Origin of the sequence: Rothia nasisuis (genome assembly GCF_928381405.1) — a bacterium.
In the GTDB taxonomy this organism is placed as follows: Bacteria; Actinomycetota; Actinomycetes; order Actinomycetales; family Micrococcaceae; genus Rothia; species Rothia nasisuis.
This window is the reverse complement of the sequence record NZ_CAKMSB010000021.1, coordinates 1-19,650: the sequence shown is the minus strand read 5'-3', so window position 1 is coordinate 19,650 and position 19,650 is coordinate 1. Positions and strand designations below refer to the sequence as shown.

Genomic DNA, 19,650 nt, shown 5'->3' with positions numbered 1-19,650 from the left:
GACCAGGGCCGGAATAATCACTCAGTAGACTCAAAAGTTTCTAGCTCTCCCGAGTAGGTGCAAAATTTATCGTCTACGAGAAAACAGGACAACGGACTACCCCACTGTAGTAGCACGGGTAGTCCGTTGAAAGACAAAAAGTATTAGCTGATGACCTGGGGGCGGGCCGCGAAAGCACGCGCAGGTTCTAGCTCACTCCTGAGCGCTTCCAGCTGGGCTGCAACAGCAGACGGAGCGGTGCCGCCCTGAGCGGAGCGGGAGTTCAAAGACCCCTCAACAGTCAGTACCTCGCGGACGCCAGCATGCAGGGCCGGAGAAATAGCCAGGTAGTCCTCCTCCGTCAGATCCCACAGCTCGCAGCCCTTCTCTTCGCAGACACGCACAGCCTCACCGGCCAGCTCGTGCGCCACGCGGAAGGGCACGCCCTCGCGCACCAGCCACTCGGCAACGTCCGTAGCCAGGGCAAAGCCCTGGGGGGCCAGCTCAGCCAGACGCTCAGTGTTGAAGGTCAGGGTGGCAATCATGCCAGAAACCGCAGGCAACAGAACCTCCAGCTGGTCGATGGCATCAAAGACCGGCTCCTTATCCTCCTGCAAATCGCGGTTGTAGGCCAGGGGTAGGGCCTTCAGCGTCGCCAGAAGGCCGGTCAAATCACCAATCAGACGGCCAGCCTTGCCGCGGGCCAGCTCGGCGATATCGGGATTCTTCTTCTGCGGCATAATCGATGAGCCTGTTGAGAAAGAATCGTGCAGGGTCACAAAAGAGAATTCCTTGGTAGCCCAGAAAATAATCTCTTCAGAAATGCTGGAGAGATCCACCGAAATCATGGCGGCAACCCAGGCGAACTCAGCGTAGACATCGCGGGAGGCAGTACCGTCGATAGAGTTGTGAGTTGCAGAGTTGAAGCCCAGGTCAGCTGCAACAGCTTGCGGGTCCAGGCCCAGGGAAGAACCGGCGAGCGCACCGGAGCCGTAGGGGGACACTGCGGCGCGCCTGTCCCAATCTAGCAGGCGGTCAAGATCGCGGGAGAGGGCCCAGGCGTGGGCCAGAAGCTGATGGGAGAGCAGGACGGGCTGGGCGTGCTGCAGGTGGGTTCGGCCAGGCATGGGGGCATAAGGGTGAGCCTCAGACTGGGCGATCAGAGCATCGATGGTGTCCATCACGCCCTTGGCGATAATGGAGGCGTGGTCACGCAGGTACATGCGGCCCAGGGTGGCGATCTGGTCGTTGCGGGAGCGGCCAGCGCGGAGCTTGCCGCCCAAGTCAGTACCGGCCCGTTCAATCAGGCCCTTTTCCAGGGAGCCGTGAACGTCCTCGTCGGACTCAGCCGGGGTATAGGCACCGGAGCGGACATCGGCTTCGAGCTGGTCCAGGGCGGCAATCATGCCGGTCAGCTCATCGTCGGTCAGCAGGCCAGCCTTAGCCAGCACGCGGGCGTGGGCACGGGAACCGGCGATATCATAAGGGGCCAGACGCCAGTCAAACTGGGTGGATTTTGACAGGGCAGCAAGAGCCTCAGAGGGCCCGCCTGCGAAGCGGCCGCCCCAGAGTGCGCCATCGTTAGTACCGTGCTTAGGTGCGGTCTCGTTCACTTCAGTACCGTGCTTTTCGGTTGACATGTTCTTTTACCTTTAGAGGTTGGGAAAATCGTGCGGGGTACGGCAAAGCCGCCCGCCGGCGTCCTCACCCTTGAGCAGGGTAAGGACGCGCGGGGTTGGGCGGCACGGGCTGGGTGAGATTTAGAGGCCCAGGCGCTGGTCGCGGGCTGAAGCGACCTTGGAGGACATGCCGAACAGCTCAATGAAGCCGCGGGCCATGGACTGGTCGAAGGTATCACCCTCGTCGTAGGTGGCCAGGTTGAAGTCGTAGAGGGAGGTCTCTGACTTTCGGCCGGTGACGACGGCGCGTCCGCCGTGCAGATCCATGCGGATATCGCCATTGACCATCTTCTGGGTGTCGTTGATGAAGGCATCCAGTGACTTCTTCAACGGTGAGAACCACTGGCCGTCGTAGACCAGTTCGGTCCAGCGCTGGCCGACCATCTTCTTGAAGCGGGCCTGCTCGCGCTCAATAGTAACGTTCTCGAGCTCCTTATGAGCAGCGATGAGAGCCATAGCGCCAGGGGCCTCATAAATTTCGCGGGACTTGATGCCAACCAGACGGTCCTCGACAATATCAATACGGCCAATACCCTGGGCACCGGCACGGCGGTTCATGGTTTCAATGGCTTCAAGGGGGGTGACGGCCTGGCCGTCAATGGCAACGGGGATGCCTTCCTTGAAGGAAATGACGACGGTGTCGGGAGTGGGTGCGAAGGTAGGGTCGTCGGTGTAGTCGTAGACGTCCTTGGTGGGGCCGTTCCAGATATCTTCTAGGAAGCCGGTTTCAACAGCGCGGCCCCAGACGTTCTGGTCGATGGAGAAGGGGTTCTTTTTGGTGGTGGCAATCGGCAGGTCATTCTTTTCTGCATAGTCGATGGCCTTTTCGCGGGTCAGGGCCAGGTCGCGCACAGGAGCGATGCATTTGAGCTCGGGGCCCAGGGTCTGGATGCCCACCTCAAAACGTACCTGGTCGTTGCCCTTACCGGTGCAACCGTGGGCTACGGTGGTAGCGCCGAACTGCTTGGCAGCAGCCACCAGGTGCTTGGTGATGACTGGGCGGGATACCGCTGAGACCAGCGGGTAGGCGTCCATGTAGAGGGCATTGGCTTTGAGAGCGGGCATACAGTATTCGCTGGCGAACTCGTCGCGCGCATCTGCCACGTAGGCTTCAACCGCACCGCAGTCAAGAGCACGCTGGCGGATGGTTTCAAGGTCTTCGCCGCCCTGCCCTACGTCAACGGCAACGGCAATAACTTCGGCGCCGGTAGCTTCGCCGATCCAGCCAATGGCAACTGAGGTATCCAGACCGCCTGAGTAGGCCAGGACGATGCGCTCTTTCATGGTGCTCCTTGATAAGTTTGCGTTTTTGCGGGTAACAGCACGTTCTATAAATAATTATGCACCTATTGACATAATTATTCAAAACCTGCCAGCACGTGATACCCGCTACTATCATCGCCCGCTTCACGGAGTACCGGCAAGACTGACGCGCGCCCATCATGAAAAAACCTTAATGGAACACTCACAGAACTTTTAAAGACAGCTGACACACTAGATACATGCTCAAGAAATACATGTTCGGAATCCTGCTTCTCACAGCAGTAGGTATCGTCGCAGCTCTCGCGCTCGTCATGAGCTTTCGCGGCCAGCTCGGTGACCCGGTCGATCCCATCGTCCTCGATCGCACCAGCAGCCCAAGCGCATCGGCTAGCCCAACCCCAACTCCAACCACAGAAAGCCCAGAGCCCACCCAAGAGGCACCCGCTGTGGAAGCTCCGGCTGAAGTACCACCTGCGGAGGCACCTGCACCTGAGGCCACCCCCGCACCCGTCGTGGTCGAGCCAGCTCCCGTAGTCGTTGAGCCAGCACCGGCTCCCGTGGTCGTTGAGCCAGCACCGGCTCCCCAGGTTGAGCAATACCCTGTAGACGATGACGCAGACGACATCGACGATGACGCCTACGAGGTAGACGACAGTGGCGACGACTAACCAGCCGGCCAGATTCTGGTCAAGCATCAAACGCTCTGGTAGTAAAGTAGCGGGCCGTTTTCGGCGCACCGAAAAGCCCCCGCACACAGGCTCAGCCCGTCTGCGCATTGTGGCCTGGATGGTGTTGGTGACCACTTTTATCGTCACCGGCCTCATCTTCACAGTACGCGGGATCCTCATCTCTGAAGTTGGCAATAACGCAGCATCAAGCACCCAGAGCGAAATCGCCGAGTTCCGCACCTTCGCAGAACTCGGAGTGGACCCAACCACCGCCGCTCCATTCAAAAACCTTGATGATATGCTTACTGCCTTCGTCTCACGCCAGTTCACCGGCTACAGCGAACAGCTCATCGGCGTCACCGACCGGCAGGTCATTTTCATCGACGAGCAACAGCAACTCGCAGAAGACACCGGCTACCGGTTACACCAGGATCGCGAGCTACTCACAACCATCACCGAGTACGAGCGGACGACGGGAGTTGAGCAAACCCCGGTAGGGCCGGTGCACTGGGCCAAGGTTGAGGTCAACCTCAACACTGATAACGGCACCGAGACCGGCTACCTGGTAGTGGTGGAGTACATTCAACCCGAACTTGATGCGGTGCAACACACCATCTTCACCATGATCTGGGTGGGCCTAGGCGGCCTAGCCGCCACCGTCGTGATTGCCTGGCTTGTCGCCAGCCGCATCACCCGACCAATCCGTAGCCTGCGCACCGTGGCCCAAAAAATCAACGACAAAAACTTTTCAGGTCGCGTGGCCGTCAAAGGCGACGATGACGTAGCGGCCATGGGCCTCACCTTTAACCAAATGCTAGACCGACTAGAGGAGTCAGCCATGATTGAACGCCAGTTCATGGATGATGTCAGCCACGAGCTGCGCACCCCCATCACCATCGTGCGCGGCCACCTTGAGCTGATGGATCGCTCAGAAGAGCAGGCTGCCACCTTGCAGCTGGTAGACGACGAGCTTGAGCGCATGGGGCGCATCGTCGCCGACCTGCTCACCCTAGCTAAGTCAGAACGCCCTGACTTCGTCTCCCCTCACCCGGTAGATGTAGCCAATCTGATGATTACCCTCGACTCAAAGGTGCAGGCCTTTACCGACCACCGCTGGATGATTTCAGACATCGCCGAAGGCGAAGTGAATCTTGACGAGCAGCGCATCACCCAGGCACTTGTACAGTTATGCGCCAACGCCGCCCAGTACTCCCCCGAAGGCTCAACCATCTCCATCGGCTCCGCCTTCGACGGTACAGGTATCGGCCGTGAGCTCAAGCTCTGGGTTCGTGACAGGGGCCCCGGCGTCAGCGCAGAAGATGCCTCCGTGCTCTTCGAACGCTTCCAACGCACCAACTCCAAAAACCCGGCAGCTGCCCAAAAACACACGATGGGTGCGGGTCTGGGACTGGCCATCGTCCGCTCAATCGCAGAATCCCACCAGGGTTCAGTCTGGATTGCCCAGCCGGACGACGGCGTGGGCGCCATCTTCGGCATAACACTTCCTGCCGGGGTAGGAGCCGAGTTCGGCAAGGACGATACAGACGCTACAGATGAACAACCTCTTGCAAGCACCCGTTACCCCAGCTGGGGCCGTTAACCGCACCAGCTGTCCACCACGCTAACAGCACAGACCGAAAGAAACACAGCCATGAGCCATATTCTGATTGTCGAAGATGACCCGCGCATCTCGTCCTTCATCGTCAAGGGCCTCAAGTCAGCTGGCTACACCTCAACCCTGATCGATGATGGCCGCTCCGCCTTTGCCCTAGCTAAGGTCAGCGACTTCGACCTCATCATTCTCGATGTGGGCCTGCCCGGAATGGACGGCTTCACCATCATGAAGTCACTACGCTCCGAAGGAATTACGACCCCCATCATCATGCTGACTGCCCGTGACTCGGTCTCCGATACCCTCGAAGGCCTAGAAAACGGGGCAAACGACTACATGACCAAACCCTTCCAGTTCGCTGAGCTCCTAGCTCGCATCCGCCTGCGTCTACTCGATATCAATCGTGAAAAGACATCCGCCTCCACACTGACCCACCGCGACTTAGAGCTCAACGTTCTCACCCGCCAGGTCACCGTTGGCGGGCAGGTTGCCGAGCTCACCTCCCGTGAGTTTGCCCTGCTAGAGACCTTTATGCGCCACAAGAACCAGGTGCTCTCGCGCGAACAACTTCTTGGCCAGGTCTGGGGAATGGACTTTGACCCCAACTCCAACATTGTCGACGTATATATTCGCGCACTCCGCAAGAAAATTGGCGAGGACTACATTGCCACCGTCCGAGGGGCAGGATACCGATTCATATGAAACTTCTTTATTCATCAACCAACTCACCCGCAGCTGAACCTGCGGTAGATACCACGCCGCTGCCCATTGTGAAGCCCAGCTTCATCACCGGCAAGATAGTGGTCTCCTTCTTCGTCGCCGTACTACTGATTGCAGCGACCGCCACTGCCGGGCTGACCTCCGACGAGCTCTCTCTCGAAGGGGCCATTACCCTATCCATCTTCATCCTGGCGATCTGGGCCTGGGTCTTCTCCCCGCTCTCAGACACATACGTCTCGCTGGCAGCTGCGGTCGCCCTGGTGCTCACCGGAATTATCTCAACCGATCAGTTCACCGCCTCTCTGGGAACCAACGTTGTCTGGCTTCTGGTGGCATCGGTCATCATGGCTCAGGCCCTCACCGCCTCGGGTCTGACCCGCCGCCTCACCGCCCGGCTGGTCTCACTGGCCCGCACTCCCCGCCAGCTGGCCCACCTCTACAACCTGGCTCTCTTCATCACCGTCTATCTGGTCCCTTCGCCGTCAGGCCGCGCCGCCCTGGCCCTACCCATCTTCCGGGCCATGGCAGAAGCCATGCCTGACCGCCCCAAGCTCGTCAAAGCCCTAGGTATTCTGGCTCCCTCCACCATCCTGGTTTCGGCAGTTGCCTCCTTCATCGGCGCTGGCGCTCACCTGGTCACCACAGAAATTCTGGTGGGCTACGGGCTAGAGACCATCGGATTCTTAGAGTGGATGATTCTAGGTTCTGGCCTCGGCCTGTTGGCCTCCCTCCTGGTCACCGAACTAGTCTTTGCGCTTTTCCCCTCCCGCGACGACGCCCCCGAAAAGCTCCATATCACTCTCGCTGACTTTGAGACCGAAGGCGCCACCCCCGTCCGTGGCCCCCTCAGCCAGCCCGAGAAAAATATAGCCCTGATACTGGGCGTGGCGATTGTGCTCTGGTGCACAGAAGCATGGCACGGTATTGACCCCGTCATCGTCGCGGTTCTCGGCGCCCTGGCCGCCGGCGCACCTCGCTTCGGTTCGGTTAAGCTGGCAACAGCCCTCAAGAAAGCACCCTGGCCCATGCTGATTTTCATGGCTACCACCCTGGCTATCGGCACCGCCCTCTCAGAATCTGGGGCAGCGACCTGGTTGGCAGAATCAATTTTTGCCCCAATTTCAGGGTTAGGACGGTCAGGCGCAGCCGCCTTCGTGCTACTCGTCATTGCACTCTCCACGGTCGCCCACCTGGTGATTCAATCACGGAGTGCCCGATCAGCCGTACTGATTCCGCTCATCATCACCGCAGCCATTCCCCTGGGAGTCAACCCGGTTGCGGCAGCCTTCATCTCAACAGCCGCAGCGGGCTTCTGCCACATGCTCACCTCAAGCGCCAAGCCGGTAGCTCTCTTCGCTTCCGTCGACGGCAAACCCACCTACACCCCGTCAGACCTACTCAAACTCTCGGCATGGCTGGCTCCGCTCCACGCGGCGCTCATCGCAGTCTTTGCCTTCTTCATTTGGCCGGCCTTGGGCCTGCCCCTCTACCTCTAACCACACTAAATTTCATTCAACCTATACATCTGTGGGTTCACAGACTCGGCTCTGCACGCCTTCAAACGGCAAGCACAAACGCCGACCAAGCAACCCACACCTATCACAAGGAGAAATATCATGACCATGTCAGTACCCCAACGCATCCTCATCGCCCCCTCCGGTTTCAAGGGCTCCCTCGAAGCAGACGTAGTGGCAGAATCCATTGCCTCCGGCATCCGCCGTGTTATTCCCGGCGTCAACACCGTCACCATGCCCATTCCCGATGGCGGCGAAGGCACCGCCAAAATGCTGGTAGGATCCACCGGCGGCACCCTGGTTCACGCCAAGGTCACCGGACCCGTAGGCCAGCAGGTCCGCTCTCACTATGCCCTCCTCGGTGGTGACCAGGAAGGCGTGGCAGTCGTTGAGATGGCTGCGGCAGCCGGTCTCTCACTAGTACCCAAGGATTTACGTAACCCCGCGGAAACCACTACCTACGGGGTGGGGCAGCTTATTTCAGCAGCACTCGATAATGACCGTGTGCACACCATTCTGGTGGGTTGCGGGGACTCCGGTACCTCAGACGGCGGTGCCGGTGCCCTCTCAGCTCTCGGTGCTCGCATACTCAACGACCAGGGGGAAGAAATTCCTCTGGGCGGAGCTCACCTGACCGAAGCCGCCTCCATCGACTACTCCGGCCTGCACCCTCGCTTAGGGCAGGTGCGCATCGTCCTGGCACTGAACCAGCACAATATTCTTACCGGCCCTAAGGGCGTAGCTCGCGTCTTCGGCCCGCAGAAGGGGGCCACCCCCGAGCAGGTTGATCAGCTTGACGCCGCACTCACCCATTGGGCTGACCTGCTCGAAAAAACCTACGAGGAGAAGACCGGGGGCAAGCTAAACATGAATTTCCACTCTGGCCCTGGTACCGGAGCCTCCGGCGGGCTGGGTGCGGGCATGGCTTTTATCGGTGCCGAGCTCACCCCCCGCTTTGAGGCATTGATCGATTCCGGTCTGGCCGGTATCAATCTGGACCGCGAAATTCAGCATGCCGACCTAGTAGTCACCGCTGAGGGTGCCATCGACTTCCAAACACCCAAGGGTAAGGTACCTGCAGAAATCGCCGCCCGGGCCCAGAAGACCGGTGCTCCCGTACTTGCCCTAGCGGGATCCATCGGCCGAAAGGCCTACCGGGTACACGACGCCGGTATTGATGCCTTCGCCTCCATCATCCCCCTGCCCATGGACCTTGAAGATGCCCTGGTCAACGGTGAAGCCCTGCTGACCGACTCGGCCGAACGCACCTTCCGCATGATTCTACTCGGCGCCTCTCTCTCAGCCTCCATGCAGACCCGCCGAAGCATGAATGCGCAGGCAGCGTAGGGAATAACAGCAGGGAGAGCTACAGCACTGTAGCCCTCCCTGCTTTATACCTCCCGGGCAAGCTCCTCAGCCAGAACCCGTTTGAGAATCTTGCCCGTGGGGCCCAGGGGTAGGTCAGTTTTAAAGATATAGCGACGCGGGCACTTATAGGCTGCCAGCTGGGAGCGGGAGTGGGCGTCCAAGGACGCTGCCAGCTCTGCCTGCTCCCCTACCTCCAGCTCATCGGTGGGCACGATCACCGCTACAATTTCTTCGCCCACGGCCTCAGAGGGTTGACCCACCACAGCTGCCAGACGAACAGACTGATGGGTGTAAAGCACGTCCTCAATTTCGCGGGGATACACCGAGTTGCCGTTGCGCAGAATCATGTCTTTGAGCCGGTCAACAATAAAAATATTGCCCTGCCCATCGAGGGTAGCAACGTCACCGGTGGCGAACCACTCCCCCTGCATAACGGCCTCGGTGGCCGCTGAGTTCTGCCAGTAGCCCGCCATCACGTTAGGCCCGGCCACCCAGAGCTCACCGCGCTGCCCCGCAGCGACTTCGGCCCCGTCCCTGTCAACAACCTTCACGCGGACGCCGGGCAGGGCCCGGCCCACGGAACCAATCACCAGACCGTACTCAGCCCGGTTAAAGCTGACAACCGGCGCGGTTTCGCTCAGCCCATAGCCCTCATAGATGGGGCACCCCAGCAAATTATCAAGAGCTGTGTGAACAGAGGCTGGCAGGGCTGAACCGCCCGAAATGCCAAAGCGGATTTGCCCGTGGAGCTGACCGGAAAGCGCAGGGTCTGTAGCCAGATAGGTAGCGAGCGCACTGTACATGGTAGGTACGGCAGCCAGGACGGTAACGGAAGCGGCCGCGCAGAGCCGGGCAGCTCCGCCCGGTGTGAAACGTGGTAGCAGAGCGATGGAGGCACCAGCGGCTAAGACCGCGTTCATCGAGACGGTCTGCCCGAAGGCGTGGAAGAGAGGGAGGCCGCCAAAGATGACATCCTGCTGCGTAAAACCAAAAACGTCCACGCAGGTTTCGGCGTTGGAGAGCATGTTGGCGTGGGTTAGGGTAGCCCCTTTGGGTAAGCCCGTGGTGCCCGAGGTGTACAGTAGGACTGCCGGCGTATTCGGGGTGACGGGGTGCGGCTCCCAGCTTTGGCCCTGGCTGGCCTGGCTGGCCTGGCTGGCCTGGCTGGCCTGGCTGGCCTGGCTGGCCTGGCTGGCCTGGCTGGCCTGGCTGGCTAATCCAAAGTCCTCGTCTAGGGCCAGTAGCTCTAACTGGATCGTACCTCCGACGAGTTGGTTGGTTTGCTCTAGTTCTTCCCCCACCCGCGTGCCAGCTCCTGCCAGCAGTAGCCGGGCACTGGCGTCCCTGAGATGGTGGGCTACCTCGCGCGGGGTTAGCAGGGGGTGCAGAGGGACAACAATAGCGCCGAGCGAAAGTGAGGCGTAGTAGAGGGCGACCATAACGGGGACATTGGGCAAAGCGAGCGCAACCCGGTCACCAGGTTGAACCCCCTGCTCCTGCAGAAAGCTGCGGGCAGCTCCTGTATAAGCGGTCAGTTGGGCATAGGTGAAGCTCCCAGAAGCCCCTGTCAGGGCAGGTTGATTCACTTCTGCCCGGCGGGTCAGTAAGGCTGCAAGATTGTGGGCGGACGCCTGCGCATCAGCTGGTACGGCGGCACGATTGGTCATGAGTTAGTCTCTCGCGAGGGTAATTTGTGGCCAATCCCATTGTGCCATATTGCTTGCTTGAAAACTTTTGAACGAAAGTTCTCGACGAGAGGGGTTTTGGCCGGTTAGGTGGGTTAGATTGGGTTGCTAAAGGCAACCCTTTTCTGAGAAAGTGAGAACATGTCAGTCAGAAACCATAGCCTGTCAGAGCAAGAACTTGAGTTTTTGAACTCTGTGTTTGACCTTGCCCGCGATAATAAGCCGCTGGCCCTTAAATCTCTGTTTGACCAGGGCGTCCCCGTTGATTTAACAAACTCGAAGGGCGATACTCTGCTCATTTTGGCGGCTTACCACGAGCACGCTGATTTAGTGCAGTTACTCATCAACGAGGGCGCCGACCTTGACCGCCTCAACGAACGAGGCCAGACCGCCCTGGTTTGCTCAGCCTTCCGCAACAACCTACCCATTGCCCGCATGCTCCTTGACGCTGGTGCAGACGAAACCCTGGGCACCCAGACACCCGCTGAGGTAGCAGAATTTTTTGATCTTAAGGCTATGAAGGAGCTTTTTGCCGGGTAATGGGCCGGGAACCCACCCACACTGACGCGCTCCGTATACCCGTTAGCCCGATACATGTGACCCTGCCTCCACACCGATGTGGAGGCAGGGTTCTGACTTTAAGCGGCCCACTCCAGGAAAAGTGATGCCACATGTTCCCCGCCCTGAGGGTCCCGGGTGATGACCATAACGGTGTCATCACCCGCGATTGACCCCAGCAGTGGCTCTAGGCCAGCTTGGTCGATGGCCGATGCCAAAAACTGCGCAGCCCCCGGAGGGGTTCGCAGAATAACCAGGTTTGCTGATGCCTCGGCGGTAATCAGAAGTTCCTTGAAAAGGGATACCAGGCGAGCATCCGGCCCCTCCGGCGAACTCCGGCGCACCGGATGGTTGGGCACCGCATAAATCAGGCCTGACTTCTCATCGCGCACCCGCTCCGCCCCAATTTCTACCAGGTCACGCGACAGAGTAGCCTGGGTGACCTTGAGCCCGTCGTCCGTCAGAATCTGAGCCAGTTCGGCCTGTGACCGAACCCGGTGGGATTGCAGAACCTCAATAATACGGGCTTGGCGTGCTGTTTTAGTAGAGGGAATTGCCACTGTTTCTTCTCTTCTTCTCAGGTGGGTTGATGGTGGGCGAAGGGCGCTGATGGGAGGTGCCTTTTAGCTAGCCAGAGCAGTGCGTTCATCGATGGCTAGGCCCGATTCAACGAGTAGGAAGGTTATGAGCGCTTTCTGGGCGTGCAGGCGGTTCTCGGCCTCGTCAAAGACGGCGGATGCAGGCCCGTCAATGACCTCGGCAGTAACCTCATAACCTCGGTAGGCAGGCAGACAGTGTAGGAAGATGGCACCGTCAGCTGCCTGAGCCATGGCCTCAGCGTTCACGGTATAGGGCTTGAAAACCTGCGCGCGAGCCTCCTTCTCTGCCTCCTGACCCATGGAAATCCACGTATCAGTAATAACCACGTCAGCATCAACCAGTGCTTGAGCTGAATCAGTGGTCACCAGTACCGACCCCCCGGTGGCAGCTGCGCGGCCCCGCGCCTCAGCCACAACAGCCTCCGCAGGCAGGTAGTCTGCCGGGCCTGCTACACGCACGTGCATGCCAGCGGTTGCGCCTCCCAGCAGGTAGGAATTGGCCATATTGTTAGCGGCGTCGCCCAGGTAGGCCATAGTCAGCCCGGCCAGCTGCCCCTTGTGCTCACGAATGGTCAGTAAATCAGCCAGAATCTGGCAGGGGTGGTAGTCGTCTGATAGCGCGTTAATCACCGGCACCCGGGAGTGCTCTGCCATCTCCGTAAGACCGGCCTGGGCGTAGGTGCGCCAGACAATCGTTGAAACCATGCGCGAGATGACCTGCGCGGTATCAGAGATGCTCTCCTTGTGCCCCAGTTGTGCTTCGCCCGGGTTGACAATGAGCGGGTTGCCGCCCAGCTCAGCGATACCTGCGTGGAAGGAGAAACGGGTGCGGGTGGAGGTTTTATCAAAGATAACCGCAACGGTTTGTGGGCCAGCCAAGGGTTTGAAGTTAAAGCGGTCAGCCTTCATCTGTGCGGCCAAATCGAGCACGTTAGCCTGCTCTGCTGGGGTTAAATCGGTGTCTTTAAGGAAGTGGCGTACCACGGTATCTCCTAGGGTAGAGTCAACGCTAGAGCTGACCTCTCATTATATGCATATTTGGTGATACTTATGCAGTTTGTGAATAATAGTGGGTTGTGCTGGCTGGAACAGGCATAAGTCACGCGAGCGCCGGCGCCCCGTGAGGAGGCCGGTAGCAAAGGGGCGTACCTCTATGCTCTTCTTAGGAGCTCCTAGCCTGTGCCAGAACTCCCCCGAACGCTGCCACGAACTCCCCCAGCTCGTCATCGGTGATAGTCAGAGCCGGGGCGATACGTACGGTGCTGGCGTTCGGGGCATTGACGATAAAGCCGGACGCCCGCGCCTGAGCCACAAAGGCCGGGGCCAGGGGGTTGCCCGCCTCGGTTTCGCTCTCTTCAAGTTCGATACCGATCAGCAGCCCTGCTCCACGGGTGGAGGCTACACCGGGAACCTTTTCAAGGGCTGCACGGAAGGTGGCACCGCGCTCAGTGGCAGCAGCCAGTAGCCCCTCAGTTTCGATGGTTTCGAGGGTGATGGCGGCGGCGGCCGTGGCGAGCGGGTTACCGCCGAAGGTGGTGCCGTGCATACCCGCCTGCAGCGTCCGGCTGTTCTCCGCGCCAACCACAATCATGGCCCCGATAGGAAAGCCGCCGCCCAGCCCCTTAGCCAGGGTGATGGCATCGGGCAGGTCTGCACCGGTCAGCTCACGGGAGTGCTCAAACCAGCGGCCGGTGCGGCCCATACCGGTCTGCACCTCGTCCACCACCAGCAGAGCACCGCAGGCTCGGGTCAGCTCTCGTGCACGGGTCAGGTAGCCGGTAGGCAGAGGAAGAACGCCCGCCTCACCTTGAATGGGTTCAACGATAAGAGCGGCAACGTCGTCGGCTAGGCACTCTTCGAGCGCTTCAACGGTCGCCGGTATATGCTGGACGCCGGGAGGTAGCGGCTCGAAGGGCTGCCGATAGGCTGTCTTGTGGGTCAGCGACAGAGCCCCGACAGTGCGGCCGTGAAAGCCATGCTCTAGGGCCAGGATTCTGCTCTTGCCCCGAGCATTGCCGTGGCGGCGGGCCAGCTTATAGGCGGCCTCGTTGGCTTCAGTTCCCGAGTTGCAGAAGAAGACCCTACCATCACCCGTTCCCAGGTAGCCCAGCAGGCGATGGGCCAGCTGCAGTTGTTGTGGAGTGGTGAAGAAGTTGGAGACGTGCGCCAAGGTGGCGGCCTGCTCACTGACAGCCTTGACCCAGGCTGGGTGGGCGTGGCCCAGGGCGTTGACGGCGATACCACCGAGCAGGTCAAGGTACACCGTACCGTCGGCGTCCGTCACCCGCGAGCCCTTCCCTTCTACCAGGACCAGGGAGGGGTCACCGAAGACGCCCAGCATCTCGGTCTTGTAGTCAGAAAGATAGGATTCTTGGTTCATAGTGCTTCCTAGTAGGTCACCGGTTTAACCTGAAAATCTGGTGCCGGGTGATGCCAGGGCTTATCATCAACGTTATCGGGGGTCAGCTGGGTGCCGATACCCCGGTCGGTGAAGATTTCGAGGATGGGCGAGTGGGCAAGACGCCCGTCCACAATAGACGCGCGCGGCACGCCTTGCTCAACGGCCTGTAGGCAGGCGCTCATCTTGGGAATCATGCCCGAAACTAGCGAGGGCAGCATGTCACGGAGTTCGCTGACGGTCAGGGAAGAAATAAGCGAGTCTTTATCTGGCCAGTTGGCGTAGAGGCCCTCCACGTCGGTAAGAACTACCAGCTTTTCAGCCCCTAGGGCTGCGGCAACGGCAGCCGCAGCAGTATCGGCGTTAACGTTGAGGATTTCTCCGGTTAGGCCAGCTAAACCGTGGGAGTGCTCGGGGTATCGTTCAGGGTCGTGCATCTCGGGTGCAACCGATGAAATCACGGGAATCTTGCCGGCCTTAATCATTGACATAATAGCGGTAGTGTTCACACCGACCACCTCACCTACGAGGCCAAGGTCAACCTCCTGGCCTTCAACCACGGCACCGATGCGGCGGGCACGGAGCAGGCCGCCGTCCTCACCGCTCATAGCAACGGCATAGGGGCCGTGAGAGTTGATGTGCGAGACCAACTCACGGGCGACCTGGCCGGTGAGAACCATCCGAACCACGTCCATAGCCTGACGGGTGGTATAGCGCAACCCGCCTCTGAACTCGCTGTGAATACCCAGTTTGTCGAGCATGGCGGTAATCTGCGGGCCGCCGCCGTGCACCACGACCGGGCAGATACCAATGGTGCGCAGAAAGACCATGTCTTCAGCGAAAGCTGCGCGCAGTTCTTCAGAAATCATGGCGTTACCGCCGTATTTGAAGACCATGACCTTGCCCCGGAACTGCTGAATCCAGGGTAGGGCCTCCATAAGGGTCTTTGCTTTTTGCTGGGCGGTGTCGAACCGGTCGTGGGCGTTGGTTTGCTCTGCCATATCTTTTCTCTCTAAAACCTAGCTAGAGTAGGCCGAGTTTTCGTGGACGTAGTCGTGGGTGAGGTCGTTGGTCCAGATGGTTGCTTCGTGGGCGCCGGCCCCCAGGTCAATCTCTACGGTCACCTTGCGTTGGGCGGCTAGGTCAACCAGAGAGCGGTCTTGGCCTATGCCACCGCCGGTACAGACCTGTACCCCGTTGATGGTGACGTTGACGTTCTCAGGTTCGAAGGCGGCGGAGGTGGTGCCTACCTCTGAGAGAATGCGGCCCCAGTTGGGGTCGTTACCGAAAATAGCTGTTTTGAAGAGGTTTGAGCGGGAGACTGCGCGAGAGACCTCTTCGGCCTCTGCTTCACTGGCCGCGTTGAAGGTGCGCACGTGAATATCATGGCTGGCCCCCTCAGCGTCCCCGATCAGTTGTAGGGCCAGGTCTTGGCAGACCTTGGTCAGGGCCTCAGTGAAGGTACCCATATCGGGCTCAATATCAGCAGCCCCTGAACTCATCAGCACCACGGTGTCGTTGGTTGACATACAGCCGTCAGAATCAGCTCGGTTAAAGCTCAGGCGAACGGCCTCGCGGAGAGCGGCGTTCAAGTTCTGAGGTGAGAGCACGGCGTCGGTGGTGATAACCACCAGCATGGTGGCTAGGCCGGGGGCCAGCATACCGGCCCCTTTAGCCATACCACCGATAAGGTAGGAGCCGCCCTCTTCGATTTCCACACTGATAGCTGCCTGCTTAGACACCGTATCGGTGGTCATGATGGCCTCAGCGGCAGCATGTGAAGCCTCAACGCTCACACCCAAACTGGCGGCAGCCTCTTGAGCCCCGGCCAGCAGGTTCTCCATGGGCAGGCGCTGACCTATGAGCCCTGTGGAACAGACCAGCACGTCGCCGGCAGAGATATCGAGTAGTTCAGCAACGTATTCAGCCGAGGCATGGGTGTCTTGAAAACCCGGTGTGCCGGTGCAGGCGTTGGCCCCACCGGAGTTGAGCAACACAGCATCCACACGGCCGTCGGTGATGACCCGCTGGCTCCAGAGCACCGGGGCAGCTGCAAAACGGTTAGTGGTAAAGACGGCGGCGGCGTGCTTGTCAGGGCCGTCGTTGACGATTAGGGCTACGTCCTTCTTACCGACTGTGGCGCTGATACCGGCGGCAACGCCAGCGGCGCGAAAGCCACGCGCGTAAGTGACGCCGTAGGTGCTTATACCTTCAAACTGGTGGATGGTATCGGTCATGGTGCAAGTCCTTCCTGCAATAGCCCGGCGTTCTCGGGTAGCCCGAGGGCGATGTTCATGGACTGGATGGCGCCTCCGGCGGTGCCCTTGGTGAGGTTGTCAATCGCGGAGGTCACGATGACGCGGTTCGCGTGAGTGTCGAGAGCTAGCTGCATCTCTGCGTGGTTGGAGCCCTGCACGTTCTTGGTGGCAGGCCATAACCCCTTGGGTAGCAGGTGCACGAACTCTTCGTCAGCGTAGACTGATGCCCAGGCCGCTCGCAGCTGCTCTTCGGCGATACCGGGCTTGACACGGGCAGTAGCGGTTGCCAGGATACCGCGCGGCATGGGTGCCAGGGTGGGGGTGAAAGAAATCTGAACCTGCTCACCGGCGATAGTGCTCAGTTTTTCTTCAATCTCGGGGGTATGGCGGTGGGAGCCGCCTACCCCGTAGGGGCTCATGCCTCCCATAACTTCAGCTGAGAGTAGGTGGGGCTTGAGGCTTTTACCAGCGCCCGAGGTACCGGAGGCCGCAACGATGACCACATCGGTAGGTTCAATCAGGCCAGCGGCAAAGCCCGGAGCTAAGGCCAGGATGGAAGCCGTCGGATAGCAGCCGGGCACAGCAACCCGTCTGGTACCCACTAGCTTCTCGCGCTGCTTGCCACCGGCAGAGAGGGGCAGTTCAGGCAGACCGTAGGGCCAGGTGCCTGTGTGTTCAGATCCGTAAAACTTCCCCCAGGCGTCCGCACTCTCAAGGCGGTGGTCAGCACCGGCATCAATCACCAAGGTAGATTCGGGCAATTGCGCTGCGATTTCGGCGCTGGCACCGTGTGGCAGGGCCATGAAGACAACATCGTGGCCCCCGAGAGTTTCGGCGGTGGTATCTGCAACGGTCAGGCTGGCATAGGCACGCAGATGGGGGGCCACCTCGCCTAGACGCTGGCCTGCAGACGAGTGGGCGGCAACGGTTTTCACCTCGACCCGGGGGTGGGTTGCCAGAAGGCGCAGAATCTCTCCGCCAGCATACCCGGTGGCACCTGTGACAGCTACGGTAATAGTCATAGCACCATCATTGCATTTTTTTACATACTAGTAAATATTTATGCAGAGCGTTTCGCTATATGAACCACAGGGGTAGGCTGGTCGCATGAGCACCAACACTATGAAAGCAGTCCAGATCCTAGAAACCGGCGGCCCCGAAGTTCTCGTCACCCATGATATCGAGCGCCCCACTCCCGGGCCCGGCCAGCTTTTGGTGGAGACCATCGCCAGCGGCGTCAATTTCATCGAAACCTACCAGCGCAGCGGCATCTACCCCGTAGAACTCCCCTTTGTTCCGGGTGCTGAGGCCACAGGACGCGTGGTGGCAACTGGTAAGGGCGTAGAAGATTTTGCCCCCGGTGACGTCATCGCCACTGCCAGTGCCACGGGCACCTACGCCGAATATTTCACCGCTCCGGCCGAGTTCAGCATCCGGGTACCCGAGGGTGTCGACCCGGTTGAGGTAGCCGCCCTGCCTCTGCAGGGCATGACCGCCCACTACCTAATCAACTCCACCTACCCGGTGCAGGCGGGCGAGAACGTCCTGTTTCACGCGGGTGCCGGTGGTGTAGGCGGCATTGCCGTCCAGCTGCTCAAGGCCAAAGGGGCCACCGTCATCGCCACTGTTTCCAGCGACGAAAAAGAGGCTATCGCTAGGGCCCACGGAGCCGATTATGTACTGCGCTATGAGGGCTTTGCCGACCGGGTTCGCGACGTTACTGACGGCGAGGGGGTTGCGGTGGTCTACGACGGTGTGGGTAAAGACACCTTCGAGGGTTCGCTCAGGTCACTGAAGGTGCGTGGCCTGTGCGCCCTCTTCGGTGGAGCATCCGGCCAGATACCTCCCCTTGACTTGCAAATTCTCAACCGGCTAGGGTCGCTATCGGTCTGCCGCCCTTCGCTCTGGCATTACCTTCAGACTCGCGAAGAGTTTATCTGGCGTATGAATGATCTCTTTAAGGCAATGCGCACAGAGGCTCTTAAGCTCACTGTTGACCAGGCCTTTCCGCTGAGACAGGCCAGCGAGGCCCACTGCTACCTTGAGGCTCGCAAAACTCGCGGCAAGGTGCTGCTTATCCCTTAAAGCGCAGCGACACTCCTGTGGAAAACCCACCCCAGCCCACGTAACACACCGTCACAAACCACACACCCCTTGCCAAGGCACAAACCCAGCACTATAAAAACACATAACACCTAACCACAACGGCGTCACCAGGAAACCCACCATGAAACACACCCAACACACAGCACTCGCCACCCTCACCCTCGCCCTCCTCACCCTACTTACCCTCACCAGCTGCACCAACCCCAACAACACAAACAACATCCCCACACCCGAAACCAGCACCACCGCCTCCAGCGGCCACATCCCCACACCCGACCCCACCACCAGTAGCGAGACCAACTACTCCGGAGGCTCCAAAGCACCAGCCGGAGAATACCGCCCCGCCGACGAGCACGGCCCCGCCCAAAACGTGCCTCGCCCCACACGCCCAGAAGGCATGAACATCGAAAGCGACGAAGGCCTAGAGAAATTCCTGGGCTACTGGAACGACTCAGTGAACTACGCTACTCAAACTGGAGACTACACCTATGCCTCTGGACTTATCTCAGAGGATTTTGATTCTGAAATACAGATGCTGGCAGCCGCCAACGAAATCTACAGCCGAGGTGGATGGATCGAGGGAGGCATTAGAACCATAATTTTAGGTGATGGACTTCTACTCAAACAAGATAATGGTATATACACCTGGGCTGGCAATCTTGTGGTCGAAGATGCAACCATTCAAATTGGAAACGAAAGTCAATTTCAAGATAACTCACGCACAGTTGGTGAGGGCGTATACTTTGAAACTCAGTTTCTAAATGGCGAGTGGACTATCTTAGGCGTACACACCATCCCTGCGGCGGAATCATGAAAAACAAATTATTAATAATAGCAAGCCTAAGTATCCTATTTGCAGTAGACAATGCATACGCAGATAACGTAAATGCTGAAATCAAAGAAGATAGAATAGCTATACAGGGAGAAAATAATTCAACCGTAATGAAGAGTTATCAGACTTACGGCAGAAGTAGTGAATACATGCCCGGTGCAACGCGGTCCTCCACTGACTTAGATTCTGCCGCACCGGTTTCTGCTACCGATTTTCTTAGTTCTGCTAGCCTCACCTCGGGCTCAACCAGCAGAAGCGCTCCCGCAGTAATCCCCTGCCGCGAACCCAACGACGCACCAGGCATCATCACCGACAACCTCGGCGCCACCTACCTCTGCGCACCCCGCACAATAGACCCCACCAACCCAACAGACCCCACCGACCCAACAGACCCCACCAGCCCAACAGACC

General features: G+C 59.3%; 17 protein-coding genes and 1 pseudogene. 9 read left to right on the top strand and 9 right to left on the bottom strand.

The window, feature by feature from the left end:
* Nucleotides 1-143 precede the first annotated feature (143 nt).
* Together argH and L6966_RS11645 are read right to left on the bottom strand one after the other, a co-directional pair.
* Nucleotides 144-1,619, bottom strand: a complete 1,476-nt coding sequence (gene argH / locus L6966_RS11650; protein ID WP_237225259.1) for an argininosuccinate lyase — start codon at nucleotides 1,617-1,619, stop codon at nucleotides 144-146.
* A gap of 120 nt (nucleotides 1,620-1,739) precedes the next feature.
* Nucleotides 1,740-2,942, bottom strand: coding sequence for an argininosuccinate synthase (locus tag L6966_RS11645; protein WP_237225258.1), 1,203 nt, complete (start codon nucleotides 2,940-2,942; stop codon nucleotides 1,740-1,742).
* 218 nt (nucleotides 2,943-3,160) lie between these two features.
* Here L6966_RS11645 and L6966_RS11640 point away from each other — a divergent pair, with 218 nt between their 5' ends.
* From L6966_RS11640 to L6966_RS11620, 5 genes are all read left to right on the top strand, one after another.
* Nucleotides 3,161-3,589: a hypothetical protein gene (locus tag L6966_RS11640; protein ID WP_237225257.1), complete on the top strand. Its 429-nt coding sequence runs from the start codon at nucleotides 3,161-3,163 to the stop codon at nucleotides 3,587-3,589.
* A complete protein-coding gene (locus tag L6966_RS11635) occupies nucleotides 3,576-5,189 on the top strand; it encodes a sensor histidine kinase (RefSeq protein WP_083090981.1) in 1,614 nt (537 codons plus the stop codon). Before L6966_RS11640 ends, L6966_RS11635 begins: the two co-directional genes overlap by 14 nt.
* A gap of 51 nt (nucleotides 5,190-5,240) precedes the next feature.
* Nucleotides 5,241-5,903 carry a response regulator transcription factor gene (locus L6966_RS11630; RefSeq protein WP_083090980.1) on the top strand — a complete coding sequence of 221 codons (663 nt, stop codon included), beginning with the start codon at nucleotides 5,241-5,243 and terminating at the stop codon, nucleotides 5,901-5,903.
* Nucleotides 5,900-7,417 carry an SLC13 family permease gene (locus L6966_RS11625; RefSeq protein WP_237225256.1) on the top strand — a complete coding sequence of 506 codons (1,518 nt, stop codon included), beginning with the start codon at nucleotides 5,900-5,902 and terminating at the stop codon, nucleotides 7,415-7,417. Before L6966_RS11630 ends, L6966_RS11625 begins: the two co-directional genes overlap by 4 nt.
* A 120-nt stretch (nucleotides 7,418-7,537) precedes the next feature.
* Entirely contained in the window at nucleotides 7,538-8,782 is a 1,245-nt protein-coding gene (locus tag L6966_RS11620) for a glycerate kinase (protein ID WP_237225255.1), read from the top strand.
* A 44-nt stretch (nucleotides 8,783-8,826) separates the two neighbouring features.
* Here L6966_RS11620 and L6966_RS11615 read toward each other — a convergent pair whose 3' ends face one another.
* Nucleotides 8,827-10,470, bottom strand: a complete 1,644-nt coding sequence (locus L6966_RS11615) for an AMP-binding protein (protein WP_237233436.1) — start codon at nucleotides 10,468-10,470, stop codon at nucleotides 8,827-8,829.
* A 159-nt stretch (nucleotides 10,471-10,629) separates the two neighbouring features.
* On the opposite strand from L6966_RS11615, the gene L6966_RS11610 reads away from it, so the two are divergent.
* The gene (locus L6966_RS11610; RefSeq protein ID WP_083090976.1) at nucleotides 10,630-11,028 is read left to right on the top strand and encodes an ankyrin repeat domain-containing protein; all 399 of its coding nucleotides are present in this window, start codon (nucleotides 10,630-10,632) and stop codon (nucleotides 11,026-11,028) included.
* 98 nt (nucleotides 11,029-11,126) lie between these two features.
* Here the strand turns inward: L6966_RS11610 and L6966_RS11605 are convergent, their stop codons facing one another.
* The 6 genes from L6966_RS11605 to argC all read right to left on the bottom strand — a co-directional run bounded on the left by L6966_RS11605 (nucleotide 11,127) and on the right by argC (nucleotide 17,323).
* On the bottom strand, nucleotides 11,127-11,606 hold the full coding sequence (locus L6966_RS11605; protein ID WP_083090975.1) for an arginine repressor: 480 nt from the start codon (nucleotides 11,604-11,606) through the stop codon (nucleotides 11,127-11,129).
* A gap of 63 nt (nucleotides 11,607-11,669) precedes the next feature.
* Nucleotides 11,670-12,629, bottom strand: a complete 960-nt coding sequence (gene argF, locus L6966_RS11600; protein ID WP_237225251.1) for an ornithine carbamoyltransferase — start codon at nucleotides 12,627-12,629, stop codon at nucleotides 11,670-11,672.
* A gap of 178 nt (nucleotides 12,630-12,807) precedes the next feature.
* Entirely contained in the window at nucleotides 12,808-14,025 is a 1,218-nt protein-coding gene (locus tag L6966_RS11595) for an acetylornithine transaminase (protein ID WP_237233435.1), read from the bottom strand.
* A gap of 8 nt (nucleotides 14,026-14,033) precedes the next feature.
* Nucleotides 14,034-15,044, bottom strand: a complete 1,011-nt coding sequence (gene argB / locus L6966_RS11590) for an acetylglutamate kinase (RefSeq protein WP_237225249.1) — start codon at nucleotides 15,042-15,044, stop codon at nucleotides 14,034-14,036.
* 18 nt (nucleotides 15,045-15,062) lie between these two features.
* Entirely contained in the window at nucleotides 15,063-16,280 is a 1,218-nt protein-coding gene (argJ, locus tag L6966_RS11585) for a bifunctional glutamate N-acetyltransferase/amino-acid acetyltransferase ArgJ (protein ID WP_237225248.1), read from the bottom strand.
* Complete coding sequence (gene argC, locus L6966_RS11580; protein WP_083090970.1) at nucleotides 16,277-17,323, bottom strand: N-acetyl-gamma-glutamyl-phosphate reductase; 1,047 nt, start codon at nucleotides 17,321-17,323, stop codon at nucleotides 16,277-16,279. The genes argJ and argC overlap by 4 nt, the downstream gene beginning before the upstream one ends.
* A gap of 85 nt (nucleotides 17,324-17,408) precedes the next feature.
* Between argC and L6966_RS11575 the strand changes: the two genes are divergently transcribed.
* The 3 genes and pseudogenes from L6966_RS11575 to L6966_RS11565 form a co-directional block, all read left to right on the top strand.
* On the top strand, nucleotides 17,409-18,386 hold the full coding sequence (locus L6966_RS11575) for a quinone oxidoreductase family protein (protein WP_237225247.1): 978 nt from the start codon (nucleotides 17,409-17,411) through the stop codon (nucleotides 18,384-18,386).
* A 142-nt stretch (nucleotides 18,387-18,528) separates the two neighbouring features.
* A complete protein-coding gene (locus L6966_RS11570) occupies nucleotides 18,529-19,221 on the top strand; it encodes a DUF6318 family protein (protein ID WP_237225246.1) in 693 nt (230 codons plus the stop codon).
* 167 nt (nucleotides 19,222-19,388) lie between these two features.
* Nucleotides 19,389-19,650: pseudogene (locus L6966_RS11565) on the top strand (hypothetical protein); the annotation flags it as partial.

Bases quoted from the DNA above. Each gene is read 5' to 3' on its own strand.
- argH (WP_237225259.1), bottom strand. From the start codon at position 1,619: ATGTCAACCGAAAAGCACGGTACTGAAGTGAACGAGACCGCACCTAAG.
- L6966_RS11645 (WP_237225258.1), bottom strand. From the start codon at position 2,942: ATGAAAGAGCGCATCGTCCTGGCCTACTCAGGCGGTCTGGATACCTCA.
- L6966_RS11640 (WP_237225257.1), top strand. From the start codon at position 3,161: ATGCTCAAGAAATACATGTTCGGAATCCTGCTTCTCACAGCAGTAGGT.
- L6966_RS11630 (WP_083090980.1), top strand. From the start codon at position 5,241: ATGAGCCATATTCTGATTGTCGAAGATGACCCGCGCATCTCGTCCTTC.
- L6966_RS11625 (WP_237225256.1), top strand. From the start codon at position 5,900: ATGAAACTTCTTTATTCATCAACCAACTCACCCGCAGCTGAACCTGCG.
- L6966_RS11620 (WP_237225255.1), top strand. From the start codon at position 7,538: ATGACCATGTCAGTACCCCAACGCATCCTCATCGCCCCCTCCGGTTTC.
- L6966_RS11615 (WP_237233436.1), bottom strand. From the start codon at position 10,470: ATGACCAATCGTGCCGCCGTACCAGCTGATGCGCAGGCGTCCGCCCAC.
- L6966_RS11610 (WP_083090976.1), top strand. From the start codon at position 10,630: ATGTCAGTCAGAAACCATAGCCTGTCAGAGCAAGAACTTGAGTTTTTG.
- L6966_RS11595 (WP_237233435.1), bottom strand. From the start codon at position 14,025: ATGAACCAAGAATCCTATCTTTCTGACTACAAGACCGAGATGCTGGGC.
- argB (WP_237225249.1), bottom strand. From the start codon at position 15,044: ATGGCAGAGCAAACCAACGCCCACGACCGGTTCGACACCGCCCAGCAA.
- argJ (WP_237225248.1), bottom strand. From the start codon at position 16,280: ATGACCGATACCATCCACCAGTTTGAAGGTATAAGCACCTACGGCGTC.
- argC (WP_083090970.1), bottom strand. From the start codon at position 17,323: ATGACTATTACCGTAGCTGTCACAGGTGCCACCGGGTATGCTGGCGGA.
- L6966_RS11575 (WP_237225247.1), top strand. From the start codon at position 17,409: ATGAGCACCAACACTATGAAAGCAGTCCAGATCCTAGAAACCGGCGGC.
- L6966_RS11570 (WP_237225246.1), top strand. From the start codon at position 18,529: ATGAAACACACCCAACACACAGCACTCGCCACCCTCACCCTCGCCCTC.